The organism is Microcoleus sp. B9-D4, assembly GCF_036705105.1.
Lineage (GTDB): Bacteria > Cyanobacteriota > Cyanobacteriia > Cyanobacteriales > Microcoleaceae > Microcoleus.
In genome coordinates, this window is record NZ_JAUBTS010000001.1 from 265,490 (window position 1) to 283,563 (window position 18,074).

General features: G+C 44.9%; 10 protein-coding genes and 1 pseudogene. 5 read left to right on the forward strand and 6 right to left on the reverse strand.

All coding sequences use genetic code 11. From position 1 onward, the window contains the following. Nucleotides 1-25: 25 nt before the first annotated feature. The 5 genes from QUB24_RS01080 to QUB24_RS01100 all read left to right on the forward strand — a co-directional run bounded on the left by QUB24_RS01080 (nt 26) and on the right by QUB24_RS01100 (nt 9,362). Nucleotides 26-2,725, forward strand: coding sequence for a protein-arginine deiminase family protein (locus QUB24_RS01080; RefSeq protein WP_333149775.1), 2,700 nt, complete (start codon nt 26-28; stop codon nt 2,723-2,725). 199 nt (nt 2,726-2,924) lie between these two features. Next, entirely contained in the window at nt 2,925-3,854 is a 930-nt protein-coding gene (locus QUB24_RS01085; RefSeq protein ID WP_333149777.1) for a hypothetical protein, read from the forward strand. Between the two features lie 85 nt (nt 3,855-3,939). Then, on the forward strand, nt 3,940-6,915 hold the full coding sequence (pruA, locus tag QUB24_RS01090) for an L-glutamate gamma-semialdehyde dehydrogenase (protein ID WP_333149779.1): 2,976 nt from the start codon (nt 3,940-3,942) through the stop codon (nt 6,913-6,915). Between the two features lie 123 nt (nt 6,916-7,038). Then, nucleotides 7,039-8,709 (forward strand): glycosyltransferase family 39 protein, encoded by a 1,671-nt coding sequence (locus tag QUB24_RS01095; RefSeq protein ID WP_333149781.1) that lies wholly within the window; start codon nt 7,039-7,041, stop codon nt 8,707-8,709. A gap of 173 nt (nt 8,710-8,882) precedes the next feature. Continuing rightward, on the forward strand, nt 8,883-9,362 hold the full coding sequence (locus QUB24_RS01100) for a hypothetical protein (protein ID WP_333149783.1): 480 nt from the start codon (nt 8,883-8,885) through the stop codon (nt 9,360-9,362). Nucleotides 9,363-9,641: 279 nt separating this feature from the next. Here QUB24_RS01100 and QUB24_RS01105 read toward each other — a convergent pair whose 3' ends face one another. From QUB24_RS01105 to fmdA, 6 genes and pseudogenes are all read right to left on the reverse strand, one after another. Beyond that, entirely contained in the window at nt 9,642-10,532 is an 891-nt protein-coding gene (locus tag QUB24_RS01105) for a PhnD/SsuA/transferrin family substrate-binding protein (RefSeq protein WP_333149785.1), read from the reverse strand. A 134-nt stretch (nt 10,533-10,666) separates the two neighbouring features. After that, nucleotides 10,667-11,218, reverse strand: a pseudogene (locus QUB24_RS01110) (7-cyano-7-deazaguanine synthase). A 61-nt stretch (nt 11,219-11,279) separates the two neighbouring features. Further along, nucleotides 11,280-13,055, reverse strand: coding sequence for an ATP-binding protein (locus tag QUB24_RS01115; RefSeq protein ID WP_333149787.1), 1,776 nt, complete (start codon nt 13,053-13,055; stop codon nt 11,280-11,282). A 250-nt stretch (nt 13,056-13,305) separates the two neighbouring features. Continuing rightward, nucleotides 13,306-16,023 carry a DNA methyltransferase gene (locus tag QUB24_RS01120; RefSeq protein WP_333149789.1) on the reverse strand — a complete coding sequence of 906 codons (2,718 nt, stop codon included), beginning with the start codon at nt 16,021-16,023 and terminating at the stop codon, nt 13,306-13,308. 320 nt (nt 16,024-16,343) lie between these two features. After that, nucleotides 16,344-16,607 carry a zinc ribbon domain-containing protein gene (locus QUB24_RS01125; RefSeq protein ID WP_333149791.1) on the reverse strand — a complete coding sequence of 88 codons (264 nt, stop codon included), beginning with the start codon at nt 16,605-16,607 and terminating at the stop codon, nt 16,344-16,346. A gap of 266 nt (nt 16,608-16,873) precedes the next feature. Beyond that, the gene (gene fmdA / locus QUB24_RS01130; RefSeq protein ID WP_333149792.1) at nt 16,874-18,049 is read right to left on the reverse strand and encodes a formamidase; all 1,176 of its coding nucleotides are present in this window, start codon (nt 18,047-18,049) and stop codon (nt 16,874-16,876) included. Nucleotides 18,050-18,074 lie beyond the last annotated feature (25 nt).

Below are 18,074 nucleotides of genomic sequence, written 5' to 3' on the forward strand. Positions count from 1 at the left end.
ATTGGCGTGTCTGAGGATAAACTATATGCGCTGGGTTCGATATATTGCGATCGCCATTATCAATGGTTTCGGTGTCGTCATCGGTATTATTTGGGTTGCAGTCCCCACAACAGTGGCTCAACCTTCCCTAAACTACCAACTCGCACTCTCTGGGCGACAGTCAGAGGGCGAAACTCCGCAATCCCTTTCCGAACTCTACAAATTGCGCGATCGCCTGAAAGTACAATTAGATAACCTTGCCAAAACTCCCGACAGCGCCCCGTTTCCTGGTGAACTTTGGAAATCAGCAATCAACCGCCAGCAATCTCAAACTCTGACGCAGCAACTCCAAAACGTTCAAAGTCAGATTCAAATAGAAGAAAGAGCCAAATATAATTGGGACGATGCTGCTAAATTAGCCGCCCAAGCAGTCTTAATTGGACGCACTTCTAATCCTTCTTCTGCTACTTGGGAACAGTCCCAGCGGGTGTGGCAGTTGGCTATCAATACGCTGCGACTCATTCCTCACGATTCTTTTTTGGCCGATCGGGCGATCGATAAAACCATCGAATACCAAGGAAGCCTCAGTGTCGCTACCTATGAAATGCAAGTCGCACGTTCTGTTGAGAAAATTAGAGCCGAGGAAGAAGAGATAAGAGAGCGAGCCCGCAAAGAGCAAGAGAAAAAAGAATTTGCTCGTCGAGAAATAGAGAGAAAAGAGCAAGAGAAAAAAGACCGGGCTAGAAAAGAAATTGAAAGGCAAGAATTCCAAAGACAAGAATTAGCCCGTAAAGAACTTGAAAGGCAAGAACTAGCCCGTAAAGAACTTGAAAGGCAAGAGTTTGAAAAGCAAGAATTAGCTCGTAAAGAAATTGAAAGGCAAGAATTTGAAAAGCAAGAATTAGCTCGTAAAGAAATTGAAAGGCAAGAATTAGCCCGCAAAGAACTTGAAAGACAAGAACTTGAAAGGCAAGAATTAGCCAGACAAGAACTTGAAAGGCAAGAATTAGCCAGACAAGAATTAGCCAGACAAGAACTTGAAAGGCAAGAATTAGCCAGACAAGAATTAGCCAGACAAGAACTTGAAAGACAAGAGTTAGAGAGAAATCAGCAAGCAACTTCTCAACCAACTCCTGAAGCAACTGCAACACCAACTCCCGCCCCAGTTACGCCCGCAGCGTCGCCGCCGAACTTTTTCTTTGCTGGAGATACCAACAGAGATGGCCAAATTAACGAGCAAGACGAAGCCGGAAAAGAACAATGGTCTTTGTCCAAGGGCGCGCTAATTTTATTTAACGATCGCAATAACGATCGCGGCAAGATACCTACTTGGAAACAAACCAAAGTTAGCGCTCCCCGCCGTGCAGCAATGCTTTCTCAAGTTAACTTAACACTGTCTGAAAACTTCAAAACCTCTCAATTATTTATCACTGCTGACAGCATTGCTAGCCCTCACATCAGCGTTTTTCAGAAGACGGGCGACGGCTGGCAACCTGTAGATATATCCGGTACTCAACCTCTAGTTTTCAGCACGGATATTGTTTTAGGTGTGGAAGCCAAACAATTTGCCGATCGCAATTGGAACGGCACTGTTAATCTCAAAGCAACTGCCCTAAACAACGGTCAAGAAATTGCTTCCACAACTATTCAAATGGGCGTTAGTCCTTGGATGATAGCGCCCAATACCGCACCAGTAACCGAAGTTCAGGTCAGCGACAGAGGCGCGGTCAACAGCGAATTTATCTCTCAACTAAAAGAAGCAGTAGAACCCACGGGCGCTCAAGTAAAAATTATCCAGGGCGATCGCACTTGGATGCAAGATACCCAGAAAAACGGCTACGTTCAACTCCCCGAAAAATCGGAGATACGCCAGTTTAATGTCGCCCTAAAAAGCAATAGCGAACCAGAGAAAAACCCGCCTGTTAAATCAACTCAAGACCGGGATTTGAAAGTAGTTAAAATTGGCAATCCTCGTTCTTTAGACCCTGTAAGTCAGTGGTCTGACGGATACGGCAATTTGCAGGTGACACCGCCGATTCCCGGACACCCAATGGGTAGAGTTTATTACGGAAATTCGGGAAATGCTGGTTTTAATCCAGAGGTACTTGATTTTATTCAAGCTCAGAGAATTCAAGGGCCGCCCGTGGATATTGATACTTCTTGGCTTCTGACTCGCCAAGTCGATGAAATTATCAATTTTATTCCCACTCAAACTCCCGGAAAATATGTAATGGCGATCGCCAGTCCCGAAGCCGGAGTTAAGCTGTTGGAAGAATTGGAGGGAAGAGGTTACGGCGATGTGGCGATCAATCGTGGTTTGAGCACTCAAACAACTGTCAGCGCCGCCTTGCAAAATCGCGCTTTAATTCAACACAATCTCTATTTGCAAAATCAGAAACTTAATCCGATTATAGAGAAGTTGAAAAGAGAGTTTTTAGTCGGAGACGACCAAATTATTCAAGTTCCGGTGATGTTTGGCTACAGCGGTTATGCTTGGTGGCCGAATATGGTCAATTCGGTGCCAGTTAACGGCAAGTTGTTAGTTTCAAATCCGCGCGGGCCAATGATTGACGGTGTAGATTACACTCAGGAAAGATTGCGCCAACTGCTACTTCCTGCTGGCGTCAGCGTTAGTTTCCTCGATGATAGGTATTATCAAGAATTGAAAGGAAACGTGCAGTCGGCGACGAATACTGTGAGGAAGCCAGAAGAGCGGCCTTTTTGGCAGTCTTTGCCTAATAATTGAGTCCGGTAGTAACTGGCGATCGCAATTTGTGCTCAATATTTACCGAAAATTGGTAAATTGCGATCGCCCCAGCAGACAGATTTCTTGATCGACACGGACGGCATTTTGTCAATAGCCGTGCCGTATGGGTGCTGTGCAGGCGATCGCACCAGTAACGTAAAATGTCTAAAAGCGGTCTTTCTAAAATAAATTTAGCCCCATGAGCGACGAACAGGAAAAAAAACAAATTTTGACTCAGCAACCGGAAATAATTTCCCCTGCCAGCGATGAGTTCGAGCGCAGTGAAATTGCCAGGGCTGATTCAACTTCCGCATCAGCAGAAACTCCCGCAGAAATTGCCGCACCCGAAGATATTTCAGCACCAATCGACGCAGCCGAAACAATTCCAGTTGTCGCCGATAGCGCGCCGGAAACAACTCAAATTACAAGTTATCCGCCTCCAACAATTCCAACTGCCAACCCCGAACCAAAACCAGCTCGCTCGTGGCAAATTTTGGCAGTTTTTCTCAGCGGAATCTTAGTCGGTTCCGTCCTTAGTCTCGGCAGTTTGCTAGCGTGGAGAATGTATCAGGAAAGAGCGAACCTTCAAATCAAACTACCCGCTGACGTACCCCTCCCCGAAAGCCCTCCGCCTGTCGCAACAGCACCCGTCAACCGTCGGCCCGGACTTCCCCCAGCCCCTGGAAATGGACAGCCTGCCACATTCCCTCCGTCGCCCCGTCCCACTCAAATCCCCTCTCTGTCTGGCGTTCCGCCACTTGCTTCGCCGTCGCCGTCGCCGTTGCCTTCTCCTTTGCCTTCTCCTTCTCCTTCTCCCGCTGCGGTTGAAACCCCTGTAACCGAGCGAGTTTACTTTCAAGCCGGTGCTACGGGAACTACTCTGAGCAATAGTTTGCGAGCCAACATATCCAGGCGCTACTTACTGGAGTGCAATAGCGGCCAAAGCATGACAATAAATGTTCAAGAAGGTCAAGTTAGCGCAGCAATTATTGCTCCTAACGGTGAAAAGTTAGGTACTGCTGATAGCACAGGTCAGTGGCAAGGTCAACTAGCCAGTAGCGGCGATTATACTATTGAAATTTCAGGCGATCGCCAAGCAAACTACCAAGTTAAAATTGAAGTCAAATAGCAACTATAATTGTATCAGGGGGTAGTTACAGAATACATAAACCCCCCCTGGTTGCCAATTACAAATTACCCATTACTAATTACCAATGGTTGCACAAATATCTCCAAGCATCTACGAAACAAAAACCCAGGAAATTGCCAAAGAAATCCTGAAGGCAACTCAAGACAAAAAGCGCTCTTTTTTCGGTCAACTGCAAGACCAAATGCGCTGGGACGACAAACTAATGGATTGGGCGATGGCTAGCCCCGGACTGCGGGTGCAATTGTTTCGATTCATCGACTGTTTGCCGGCACTCCGCAGCAAGCCGGAAATTGCCCGCCACCTGCAAGAATACCTGACTGCGGAAGAGGTAGAATTGCCGGAAGCTTTGAAAAAATTGCTCAATTTTACTAACGCTGATTCGATTCCTGGACAATTAGCTGCGACAACAGTTGCGCCGGCGGTGGAAACTTTGGCGCACAAGTATATTTCTGGGGAAAATATCAGGCAGGTAGTTAAAACTTTAGAGCGACTTCGCAAAGATAAAATGGGTTTTACGGTTGACCTTTTGGGGGAAGCTGTTATAACTGAAACTGAGGCGGAAATTTATCTTAACCGCTATTTGGAATTGATGGAGGAACTGGCTAAGGCAGCGAAGAATTGGCCACAAGTAGATGCAATTGACAAAGCTGATGGTGAAACTTTGCCGCGAGTGCAAGTATCGGTAAAGTTAACGGCTTTTTATTCTCAGTTTGACCCTTTGGATGCTAAAGGTAGCGAGGAGAAAGTAAGCGAGAGAATTCGCCTGTTACTGCGCCGCGCGAAGGAGTTGGGCGCGGCCGTTCATTTCGATATGGAACAGTATGCTTACAAAAGTTTAACTCTGACGATTCTCAAAGACTTATTGTTAGAGGAAGAGTTTCGCAGTCGCACGGATATTGGAATTACATTGCAAGCATATTTGCGCGACAGTGCTCAAGATTTGCAAGGTCTTATTGCGTGGGCAAAAAAACGCGGAAATCCGGTGACAGTGCGGCTGGTAAAAGGCGCTTACTGGGATCAGGAAACTATCAAAGCGATGCAGAAAGATTGGCCGCAGCCGGTCTACAATGACAAAGTTACTACCGATGCAAATTTCGAGCAGATGACGCAGTTGCTGCTAGAAAATCACGAATATTTGTATGCAGCTATTGGCAGTCATAATGTACGATCGCAAGCGAGGGCGATCGCCATTGCCGAGACTCTCAATATACCGCGCCGCCGCTTTGAAATGCAAGTGCTGTATGGGATGGGCGACAAATTGGCTAAGCTTTTGGTCGATCGGGGTTATCGCGTCCGAGTTTACTGCCCCTACGGTGACTTATTGCCGGGAATGGCTTATTTGATCCGCCGTTTGCTGGAAAATACCGCCAACAGTTCTTTCATCCGGCAAAGTTCCGAAGAAATGCCGATCGAACAATTGTTAGCCGCACCCGTTGCTAACGGAAATGACCAGCTAGTTTACAGCAAAGTATTTCCCAACGTTGCCGATACCGACTACGCCAATACCAAATTGCGGCAACAAGCAGAAACAGCCATCAAATCAGTGCGCGCCAACTTAGGTAAAACCTATTTACCGCTAATCAATGGCGAGTACCAAAATACGGAAGCAACCGTTAACTCTCTCAACCCTTCCAATCCCACAGAAGTAGTTGGCACCATCGGATTGCTTTCCGAAGCACAGGCCAAACAAGCCCTTGAAGCAGCAAAAGAAGCCTCCACCAGTTGGCGAAAAACCCCTGTCCGCCAGCGCGCCGGCGTCCTCCGCAAAGCCGCAGAATTGATGGAACAGCGGCGGCACGAACTATCAGCTTGGATGGTGTTTGAAGTCGGCAAACCCGTCAGAGAATGCGATGCCGAAGTCTCCGAAGCTATTGATTTTTGCCGCTACTACGCCGACGAAATGGAACGGTTAGAACAAGGGAAAAATTACGACATCCCCGGAGAAACTAACCGTTATAGCTATCAGCCACGCGGCATTTCTTTAATCATTTCGCCGTGGAATTTCCCCCTCGCAATTCCAGTCGGCATGACAGTTGCATCGCTGGTTGCAGGTAATTGTACTTTGCTAAAACCTGCGGAAGTTTCCTCAGTAATTGCAGCGAAAATAGCTGAAATATTGCTAGAAGCCGGAATCCCCAAAGGCGTATTTCAATACGTGCCTTGCAAAGGTTCAACCGTCGGCGCTTACATGGTGAAACATCCTGATGTTCACATGATTACTTTCACCGGTTCTCAGGAAGTTGGCTGTCGGATTTATGCCGATGCTGCGATTTTGCAGCCGGGACAAAAACACCTGAAACGAGTAATTGCTGAAATGGGCGGCAAGAATGCAATTATTGTCGATGAAAGTGCGGATTTAGACCAAGCAGTTGCAGGCGTAGTTTATTCGGCCTTTGGATACAGTGGCCAAAAATGTTCCGCTTGTTCGCGAGTAATTGTGGTCGAATCGGTGTACGATAATTTTGTGGCAAGATTGGTAGAAGCGACGCGATCGCTCAATGTTGGCGCAGCAGAAAATCCCGGCACTCAAGTCGGCCCTGTGATCGATGCAAATGCCCATTCGCGCATCCGCGAATACATCGAAAAAGGCCGCGCCGAAGCTCAAATAGCTTTAGAAATGCCGGCACCGGAAACCGGTTATTTTGTCGGCCCAGTCATTGTTACCGAAGTATCGCCCACAGCAACTATCGCCCAAGAAGAAATTTTCGGCCCGGTTTTGTCGGTGATTCGGGCAAAGAATTTCAGCGAAGCGATTGTTATTGCTAACGGCACGAATTTTGCTTTAACTGGCGGATTGTATTCTCGCACACCTTCGCATATCGATCGAGCCGCATCCGATTTTGAAGTCGGAAACCTGTACATCAATCGCGGAATCACCGGCGCTGTGGTATCGCGGCAACCCTTCGGAGGATTCAAACTTTCGGGAGTTGGTTCTAAAGCAGGTGGCCCGGATTATTTGCTGCAATTCCTCGAACCCCGCACCATAACCGAAAATATTCAGCGGCAAGGTTTTGCGCCGATTGAAGGAGTGGATGATTAATCATTCCTTTGTTCGTAGTGAGGACTTCAGTCCTCTCTCTGGCTGTTAAGTTGGTAGGGTGCGCCAGCGCACCTTACAGGTGGGGTGACAGTAAAAAATTGTGGGAGATTAGCTAGTTATAAAATGGAATCTACCAAAGATCGCGATCGACTAAATTCTCACGACCCTTCACTTGACAAGTGGCTGCGATTTTTAATTATCGCCGTATTAGTCATCGGTATTTTATTTCGGTTCGCCAATCTCGATCGCAAATTTTACTGGATCGACGAAACATATACTTCTTTGAGAGTTTCTGGCTACACCGAAGCTGAAATAATCAAAGAAATTTCGTACCAGAAAATAACCTCGCCTGCGGATTTACAAAAATATCAGCAGATAAATTCCGAAAACACTTTAAGGGATACCCTGAATTCTTTAGCAACAGAAGACCCCCAACACCCGCCGCTATATTATGTACTAGCGCGATATTGGGCGCAATGGTTCGGCAGTTCCGTTGCAGCAATGAGAAGTTTGGCCGCCGTGATTAGCCTGCTAGTATTTCCCGCAATTTATTGGCTGGCTTGGGAGTTATTTGAATCTTCAGCCGTAGCGTGGATGGCGATCGCACTTTTCGCAATTTCTCCCTACCACATCTTGTTTGCCCAAGAAGCAAGACAGTACAGTTTGTGGACATTAACTACTATTTTATCCAGTGCAGCCTTGCTGCGAGCAATGCGCCCTGACGAAAATCAAAATCCTGTCGCCCTCGTTCTTTCCTGGGCGCTTTATGCAGGCACAGCAACACTGGGATTGTACACCCACTTGTTATTTGTTTGCGTCGCAGCAGCCCACGCCATCTACGTCGCAGTTATTGCCAACTGGCGCGATGTGAAAACATTCATTTCCTATTATGTAGCAGCTTTAATCGCCTTGATCGGCTTCATGCCTTCCCTCATAAATACTGTAGAAAACTTCAATCAAGTTAGAAGCACAACAATATGGGCAGAACAAACAAATTACTTAAGATTAGTCAGCAGGTGGGTGGGTTCCCTCAGCATAGCATTTTTTGATATTGGCATTGATGGAACTGCCAACGCCACACAACTAGCTTTGCTAATTCCATTTGGTATCATGATTTTAGCTTTAGTCGGCTATGCCCTTTATTTTTTATGCAGACAAACACCAAAGCGAGTGTGGTTAATTGTATTGTTATTAATTGCAACAACTGCTTTGTTTTTAGCAGTACCTGATATAATGAAAGGTGGAAGGCGATCTGCAAATCCGCGATATTTAGTTCCTTGTTATGTGGGAATTCAGCTAGCAGTGGCTTACCTGCTGTCTGCGAAAATTAGTAACAATTTGGAGAACTTCAAACAGCAAAAACTGTGGAAAATAGTTATAGTTGCCGTTTTTTCCGCAGGTATTATATCCGGTGGAGTTAGTTCTCAAGCAGATATTTGGTGGAATAAAGGCAGCGGTTGGTTGGGTGTCTTGGAAGTAGCTGGAACTCTCAATCAAGCCAGCAATCCCCTAATTATCAGCGATGCCAATATCGCATATATCATGCCTTTAAGTTATTACCTAGAACCCAAAGTCAAACTGCTAATAGAACCCCGCTGTTACACTTCTTGCTACAAAAATCGAGAATTGGCAAAGAAAAAACCCCAACCCCCGCAAATTCCCAGCGGTTTCAGCGAGTTGTTTTTATACAGACCGTCCTCTACTTTGCGATCTGCAATTCAGCAACAAAACTATCAAATAGATCCGGCTGACACTAATGTCGAGCTTAATCTGTGGAAAATTACCAAGAAATAATCTCAAACATTAAGGCAAAAAACACGGGTTTGCTGCCCAAAAATGTCTTATTCACTGCGACATACTGGCCATAAACGGCATTTTTGGAAGTATGTCGCAAGGAGAGTTCGATAGGTTTGCTTTTCGTGGTAAGCTAAAAGTTAAGAATAAAAAAATAACATCAAAAATCTCAAATGACAGTCACTGAAACCTCCAACATTCGTAAACTGCTGTGTGATCCAGACTTAGGGCTGATTCCTCACCTAGAAAAGTGCCTGAAAGATTTGCACTCATCTGCGATCGCCAGTGGAGAGAAATTCAAGGTAGAACCTTACGATATAGAATTCAAAAGCTGCCATACCCAGAAGCATCCCAACGACCAAAAACCTCTCGTCACCCAGTCAGTGTTAATAAAAGTTCCCCTGACAGGGAAAGTTCAAGACAAGATGCACCTATATCTGATCGCAAGTGAGTTGCAAAACCAAATCGACTTCAAAATTATCGACTGGAGTGCCTTAGAACGCCGCCAATACGATATTCAGGGCATCCCCTTAAAGCAGCCGATCACCAAAATAGACGGCGAGATGAATTACGAGTTAGTATTCGATCGACCCAGCTACTGCTGCATCACCCTGTGCCGCCAATTTGACTTAACTTACGCCGCCAATTTTTAATTGGGCTTGTAGGGGGGGGTTCACCAACAATATTTAGGTTAATTAACAATCTATAGCAATCCTCGCATCAGTTTCAATAACTGGTTAACTGGTTCCCAAGCTCTGCCTGGGAACCGATGTAAGCGAGGCTCTGCCTCGGCCCAGACTATGGAGGCTCTTCCTCCGGATATGCGTTACCAGGAAGAGCCTGGTAACGAGTATAATCATTTAGGATTGCTATAGTTTATGGATTAAGGGCTAACGCCCTACTACAAAGTAGGCATTAGATAAAACTTAACCTTAAAAAACATTCCCCTGACCAATAGCTTTATAAACTTCACGAATCATGTTATAATCACTGTCGTTTGCTGGCACCAGTTTAGCTCCTTGATACTTATCATTATCTTTCCCAACTAAAATTGCTTCAATTAGCTGATCTTGATTTTCGACCAGGCGATAGCGAATTTCTTCAGCAAGAGTATTAGGCAGATTACTACTAGCAACAAACAAATCATTAGGTAAGGGTTGCCCTGTGGCAATAATCCGAAAATCCTTGGTTGATAAACCGTCTATTTTGAGTAAATCTTTGTATCTATTCACACCAATTGCTAAGGCATCAACTTGGTCTTTTTTTAAAGCCTGCAAACCCTTTTTCCCTAACATTGAGATTTTGAAGTCGGACTGAGGATTTAAGCCAGCATCCAGGAGAATTTTAATCGCCCCTAGATGACCACCAGTTGCACCTATTGCCCACATAGCTATTGTTTTACCTTTCAATTGTGCTGCTGACTTAATCTCACTATTGGCACGAACAAGAATAATTGAGTGATAGTCGGGGCGGGTGATCGCAATGATGGGAACAGCATTTGTCCGGGCCCGCATAATCACATATTCAGATGGCCCTGTTAGAGCTAGTTTTAGCTGACCCGACTGGAGAGCTACTGCTGCTTCTATATAGTTATCGACAGGGAACAATTCAATTTTTTTCTCCAAAACTTCCCCAAGAACAGTGCGAAAGGTTTGATAATTTTGCTGTAAATCTTCTGCACCCTGAACATCAGTTACAGCAAATTCAAGGGTTTCAGGTTCACTTACGGCCAAACTGGAAGAAGTGCGATTAGATTGATTTACTGTTGTAGAACAGCTTGCTACAAACAATAGCGATAACCCAACAAAATGCCGCCGCTTCATAATTTTTAGGAGTTTTAGTGGCAGTTGAAAATTGCATAAGTATTATAAGCTATTTGGAATAAGCTTTCATTAAAATAGATTATCCGTTGGTTAAGCTTCAGTCAACTGTTGTGGCAAAATTATTAAGAAAATTTTTATCGATCGGTGTTATGGTTGGGAGCATAAGGCAGCGGCTCTTGTAAACCTAACTCATTAAACGCTGCCAGACTTAACTCACAGGAATCGCAAACGCCGCCAGAAACTTTACCGCCGCCGTAACAAAACCAAGTTTTTTCGCAAGGCACTCCCCCATTATTGCCTAATTTAATGATTTCTGTCTTTTTTAGCTCAATCAGAGGTATTAAAATAGAGAGTGCATCGCGTTCTCTCCCCTATTGTGCCCCTATCCGAAATACTTCTTGCATGGGTTGAATATAATGGGGCTGACAGTCCCGATAGCCGGAATAATCTAAAGTGTTGACGCTAATGTAAACGCGATCGGCGTTGAGAGTTTCGGCCCCAGCGATGCCAAAACTTAGAAAAATTGTATTGCGATCGATAACGTAGGTGATGGGCAGACTTTCGGACATTCGATCAAGGGTGCGATCGCGCTTAAGCGTCTGGCTATCCTGCAACCGCTTTGAAGGGAGCGATCGCCTCAACGGAGCTCTGATGGGGTACAATCCCGTATCACCAGCACGCCTCAAGAGGACTTTGATAGTCTAATTTTTGCACGTCCAAACAAAAACGAAGTCGCGCCGCGTAATATTACGCAGCAACTGGCAAAGTAATCACAAATTCCGTACCCTGTCCTATTTGAGAATTTACCTCAATTTTGCCTTGATGCTTGGCAAGGATTTGATAGGAAATAGCCAATCCTAATCCAGTACCTTTGCCGATCGACTTTGTAGTAAAAAATGGGTCAAATATCTGTAGGGCACTTGCGGACGCAATTCCCGGCCCGTTATCCCGAATCTTGACGGTGACAGTATTGTCGGCTGTAATTTCCGTGCTAATCCAAATCGTTGGCGAATAGCCTTTGTCTTCCTTTTTCACCTCCTCCACCGCATCTATTGCATTGCCGATTACGTTCATAAATACTTGATTCAGTTGCGCGGGATAGCACTCAACCGCAGGCAACTTGCCGTATTGTTTAATAACTTGAATACCTTGTTTGAGCCGATGATTGAGAATTACAAGGGTGCTATCAATTCCTTCGTGAATGTCGGCTGATTTCATTTTTCCGTCGTCGCATCGCGAAAAATTCCGCATGGATACGACAATTTCCCGAATGCGATCGGCTCCCATTTTCATCGAAGAGAGAGTTTTTGGTAAATCTTCTCTGAGAAATTCGAGTTCAATGTCTTCGATGCGCTCTAGAATGGCATCTGGTGGGTTGGGATAATATTCTTGATAGAGAGTTACCAAATCTGCCAAATCTTGGATATATTGGTTGGCATAGTCAATGTTGCCCCCGATGAAGTTGACGGGATTGTTGATTTCGTGGGCTATCCCTGCAACCATTTGACCGAGAGAGGACATTTTTTCGGTTTGAATTAATTGGGATTGAGTTTCTTTGAGTTCTTTTGTATACTCGCTAACTCGCTGAATCAATTGATTGAAAGAGACAGCTAAAACTCCGATTTCATCGTCGGTTGTGACTGGTACTTGCAGGTTAAAATTTGATTCGCGAGCCACTTGCTGAGCCACATTAGTAACGGTTTCGAGGGGTTGGGCGATCGCGCGGCTGGTTTTGTCCGCCAGTGCGACAGCGATGAGTGCTGAAATTAGCATACTTCCGAGAATAATTCGGTTTCGCAAATTTTCAGATTCTTCTAATGCTTGGATTCCTTGCTGTTTGTGAATTTCTACTGTATAAATGAGGTCAGTTAAACTTTGAGCGAGGTTATCTAGTACGATCGCCTCTTTGCCGCTGCTAGTCCTCAACATTTGTAGCTGTGCGGACTCGATGCTGTTGGGCGGCAAGTTCCAAACTTCCGCATTTTTTAACTGCAATTTAATTAGCTGACCGTAGTAATCAATGACGAGGGCAGATTTCTTCAATATAGCGTGCAATGCTGCCTCTTCTGTTGCTAGTCTGTTGGGATGTTCTCGTGCGAAAGATTCAATTTCTGAAATCAGGATTTTCGCCTGAGTGATTTGCCCGAAAAACCGATCGTGTTCGTATTGCAGCAACACCGTGTTTCCCAAAACAGCCGGCAATCTCGCCGCGTGAGATCGGGCTTCAAATACGGTATTTTGCAAATTTTGCAGCAGTTGCTGCTGCTGCCCAGCAACATTCACCTGAACTAAAGCTTGCTTGCGAAAGTAGTCTCCCAATCTCAGTCCCGCACCAGTTCCCAAAATGGCTATGCCGATAGCTAAAGCATAGCCATAGCTAATTTTTTGACCGATCCGCAAATGGTTGAATTCTGCCTTTAGCCCAGTTAGATTAATAGTTGAAGTCGGTAACAATTTTTTTTGAGCATAGTTCTCATGCTCTACTTTGCTATTTTTGGACTGACTGTGGTTAAATAATAACATTGGAAGTTCCTCCCAAAGAAATCAGGAGTAATTGAGCGAAGAAAAGCAGAATGCACTTATGCTGAATGTCGAAACCAGTTTTGAGTGTTTAATTTTGAATTTTGAAATATTTAGCTCAAAACTCACTCCTCAATACTCAACGCTTCCCCTAGTATCTCTTTTTTTAGACTAGAGTGTTTGTGATCTCTATCAACAATATATGTGATTATACGCAAATTTACAAAATTTATGGTAACAACGATTAGTATTTTTAGTCAGTTGGGACACAAGGCCCCACTATCGGTTCTCCCCGTTTTTCTTTTTCGGCCAGTTCTAGGTTTAATTCCAGCACTTTTGCTAAAATATCGTCGCTGTCAGTAAATCCATAAGCTGCATTACATTCGCGATCGAGCTGAGCATGAAGTTTAAATAGCTGACTTGTTGGCTCTTCAAAAAATTTATTGTAAAGTTGAGTAATTCCCCACTGTTTAGCTGACATTTGTTGAGTGCGGTATTGATGCAATTCGACCGCCGTTGCCCGAATTTCCTCTACTAATTGCTTCGCTGCTGTCTGGGGAAATGGGAAAGTTTCAAAGCATGTATTGTGGGTGTAGCGAATATCACCTTTCAGGGTAGAGCTTTGAGCTTTCACCCAAAGACGATGAACTTTAGATGTGAGAATGCCAAGAATGTAAAAGTCTTCTGAAGCAACTACTGTAGTTGAGTCTGCTGGTAGGCAGCTACAATCAACAGGAATAAAAATAAACCACTTGGAAACTCGCGAAACATTAAAATAGCAGCCAGACAAAGACGCGATCGCCTTTCTCATTGTCGGAGCATTTTCGCCAAACTTCCACCAATTAATTCTCCTATAATCTCTGCGGTTCTTATCTCGCTCTGGTTTGACAGTAGCTTTTATATGCTCAAAAGGTAGCACATAATCACTCGCTTCTTCAATAGTCATATCGTTGAAATCAATAATCCATCGTTCCGGTGTACTATTCGGATTTTGTACTAAATTTTCCCCACTTGAATAAAGTTTAAGCACTTCTTGATTTTTAGAATCAGCTTTCACCCAATCCTCAACTTGTTGTTGAGTAACAATGAATCCTTTGCCAAGAGGAATTACACCTTGAAAGCATTTATTTGAATTTGCTAACAATTTCGCCGCTTGAGAAACATCAATAGTTGATTGTAGCGAAGAGTTGATAGTAGAAACCGCGAGGTTATCTAAATAGTAAACTTTCGGCTTTTCCTTGCTCCAGTTAATCAAACTAACATGAACCTTAGCTTCCCCCGACCAAGGCTGAGTAGAAACGGCTGCATAAATGTGACCGCCATTTTGCGCGACATAATCTAAAGCAGCAGCACGACTTTTACCTTGACTAATTGAATTAGTAGCAACTAAACTAGCCCTGCCATTGAGTTCTAAATTATTGTGAGCTATGCGAAACCAATAAGCACAAAAATCAACCGAATCTTTCACATCAGAAAAGCGTTTAAACACTCGGTCAATATATTCATCTCCCAGGGCAATCCTCATGTGCTTTCCGCCTAAAAACGGAGGATTCCCGATAATCGCGTCAGCCTTCACCCAATCAGTAAATAAAGCATCAGCACAAACAATATTTTTATCCAAAGTATCTAAAGGCAGAGAAGGTTCTTTCAATCCCAAATTATCGATCGCCACCTTGCGCCCAATCATCAACGTCACCCGCGCCAACTCCACCGCAAACGAGTTAATATCCATGCCGTAAAATTGCTGCAGCGTGACTAAATTCATATAACCTCTTGTACCGTCGAACTCGTTTAGCTTATCTAAAAGTAACTTTTCAACTTGCTTGAGTTCCTGATAAGCTACATACAGAAAATTACCCGAACCACAAGCCGGATCGAGGACGCGATAGCGACCTAATTCTTGGTGCAAATTTTGCAGTTGTGCTACGGTATTTGCAGCGTCAATTCGCTCTTCCCAGTAATAGCTAATTGTGGGCAAAACAATGCGGCGAATGTCTCCCTCTGTAGTAAAGTGAATCCCGTAGGCACGGCGCTGTTTTTTATCGGTTTTCAAAGCCGATTCAAAGATATTGCCAAAAATAGAAGGGCGTACCTGACTCCAATTTTGTTCGGCACAAACTTCTAATATTTTCAACTCTCCCTGTTGCAGTTCAATGGGGTGTATTTCCGAAAATAATCCGCCGTTGAAATACTCGACTCCTTCATAACGTCCTTCCGGCGTGACTCCCTGCTGATTCATTGCTTGAAATAAGCCGCCCAAGACATCGTAAGAACTTGCTCCTTCTAGGCAATCTTTGACGCAGCGAGTAAAGAGTGCCGGCGGCAAAAGTCCCCTATCTTCGGCAAACATTGCTAAGACGCATTGCAACACAAATCGCTGGGCTTGAAACTGATTAAATTTAGCAAATTTGCGCTCTTGGCCACGCTCGATTAGCATTTCCAGCAGCATCCCCATTCTGCTAGCAGCTTTTTCGGTAATCTCGACTTGGTTGTTTTTGAATATGGGGCGGCGGCTGGTAGATTCCATGAAGGCAAAAGCGGGCGATCGCGCGGGCAATTGCTTTAGGGATATAATGTCTACAGGCTGATCCGGCTGAAGGTCGAAATCGTAAATGTGAAACTCGTCAAAATTGCACATCATCACGTAGCGCGGGCGATCGTCTTTTTTGAGGCGAATATAATAGCGTTCTGTTTGGGTGCGGTGTTCTCTTTTAGTCAAATCTTCACCGCGCTTTTTCATTTCAATCAAAACGTGCTTTTTCCACACCAAATCCGCAAATCCCATTTGACCTTTTTTGCTGCTTTTTTCTATGCGTTCCTCATAGGTTGCCCCTGCTTCTAATGCCCCATCGTGGCCGAAAGCCTGAAAGAAGCGGTCTAAAAATACTTGTGGTTGTCCTTTTTCATCGCCTGTAATGTGTTGCTGGCAGTAGGTAACGAATTTCTGGAGGCTTTCAGGGGTGGCTGGCATGGGAGGATAATTTAAAACGCATATTAATTAGTATAATCTGGTTAGAAGTTACGCAGCGATCGCTTAAAATTTCGATACTCCCTAGCCTTTTTTAAAGAGAGTAGAATTGATTCATACTTCCTTGGCCCGCCATGCCCGCCAGGCCCGCCAGGGACTGAAGTCCCTGTCTAATAGCAAAAGTCGGTTGAAACCGACTGAAATACAGGACTTACGCACAGCAAGCAAATACTAACTTTACAGTCCTCTTAAGAGGACTTTCGCTTTGAGGCAGGGAATTCATTCCCTGCCGGACTATCGGACTGTCGGAATATCAAACTGCATCAGTGACCGATCATCCAAGGTCGTCCCCCTCGGTGTTCGCGATTCCGCTGCGGTTTAGGTTCCTCAGAACGCTTAATTACCTGCGGTTCCCGATTTTCTTGACCTTTCAAGCGCAGCTTTCCAGTTAAAATCATCGGCGGGGAAAAGATGCGTTTAGCAACAGTTTCGCAACTCGGGCAAAGCACTGGTGTATCTGCTTCTGCAAGAGGGCGCCACTTATCAAAAATGCCGCAAGTTTCACACTTAAAATCGTAAAGAGGCATATCAATTTTTGATTGTAGATTTGGATGCAATGACTAGGGCGGGCCACACATTGTGTCAATTTAAGAATGAAACTCTATGTATATCTCCCTTGTATGAGAGTCTCGATCCCCCTAAATCCCCCTTAAGAAGGGGGACTTCAAGAAGGATCTTGTCCCCCCCTTTTTAAGGGGGGTTAGAGGGGATCGGAAGGACTGTGAACTCAGCCAGCAGACTGATACTACTTTGTTAATTTGACACCAATGACTGACCGTACCCACCTTACTAATTAAGACGGCAAAATATCCATCTCGAAAATTTCGGTCGGTAAAGCAATAGTGCAGCAAGCATTGGGAATATCCACAATGCCGCTGATGCGACCCTCAACCGGAGCACAACTTAAGAGCAAATACGCTTGTTCTCCGGTAAAACCAAACTTTTTCAAATATTCGATCGCATTCAAACAAGCTCGGCGATAAGCAACGTGGGCATCCATATAATACTGCTGACCCGTAAATTCATCAACAGAAATCCCTTCAAAAACGAGGTACTCAGAATAGCGGGGTTCCACCGGCCCGGGTTTGAAAATCGGGTTGACCATCGCGTATTTATCCATGCCACCTTTGATAATATCAACGTGGAGGTCAATGTACCCCGACATTTCAATTGCCCCGCAGAATGAAATCTCCCCGTCTCCTTGAGAAAAGTGAATATCTCCCATCGAAAGTTTCGCGCCTTCGACATAAACCGGGAAATAAATTCTCGAACCCCGCGACAGGTTTTTAATATCGCAATTGCCGCCGTGTTCGCGGGGAGGAACTGTGCGCGCCGCTTCTGCAGCCACCCGCTCGAATTCTGCCCCTTGCAGCGACCCCAAAACTGCATTCTTCGGGTTCGGCAGCGCTGCTAAAGGCGGCACTCGATCGGGATTTGTTGCTACTAATTCCGCTTCCCGTTTGTTCCATTTATTCAATAATTCCTGAGAAGGAGCGCACCCGATTAAACCCGGATGAGTAATCCCCGCAAACCTGACTTTTGGTATGTGTCGGGAAGCGGTATAAATTCCCTGAAAATCCCAAATTGCTTTAGCAGCAGTTGGAAAATGTTCGGTCAAGAAACCGCCGCCGTTTTCTTTAGCAAAAATTCCCGTAAAACCCCATTCGTCCCCTTGCAAAGCCCCGATATCGAGGATATCGACTACTAAAATATCCCCTGGCTGCGCGCCGTTAACGTAAATTGGCCCGCTCAAAACGTGAACTACTGTTAAGTCTACATCGCGAATGTCGTCGGGACTGTCGTCATTTTTAATTTGTCCGTCTGTCCAGTCTTTGCACTCGATGCGAAATACATCGCCGGGATTGACGGAAACTACTGCTGGAATATCTGGATGCCAGCGATTGTGACCGACTAATTCCTGTTCTGACATCGGTTTGGTCAAGTCAACTTTGAAGAGAACTTGAGGCATATTCTGCACTCCTCTAGTTACTGAT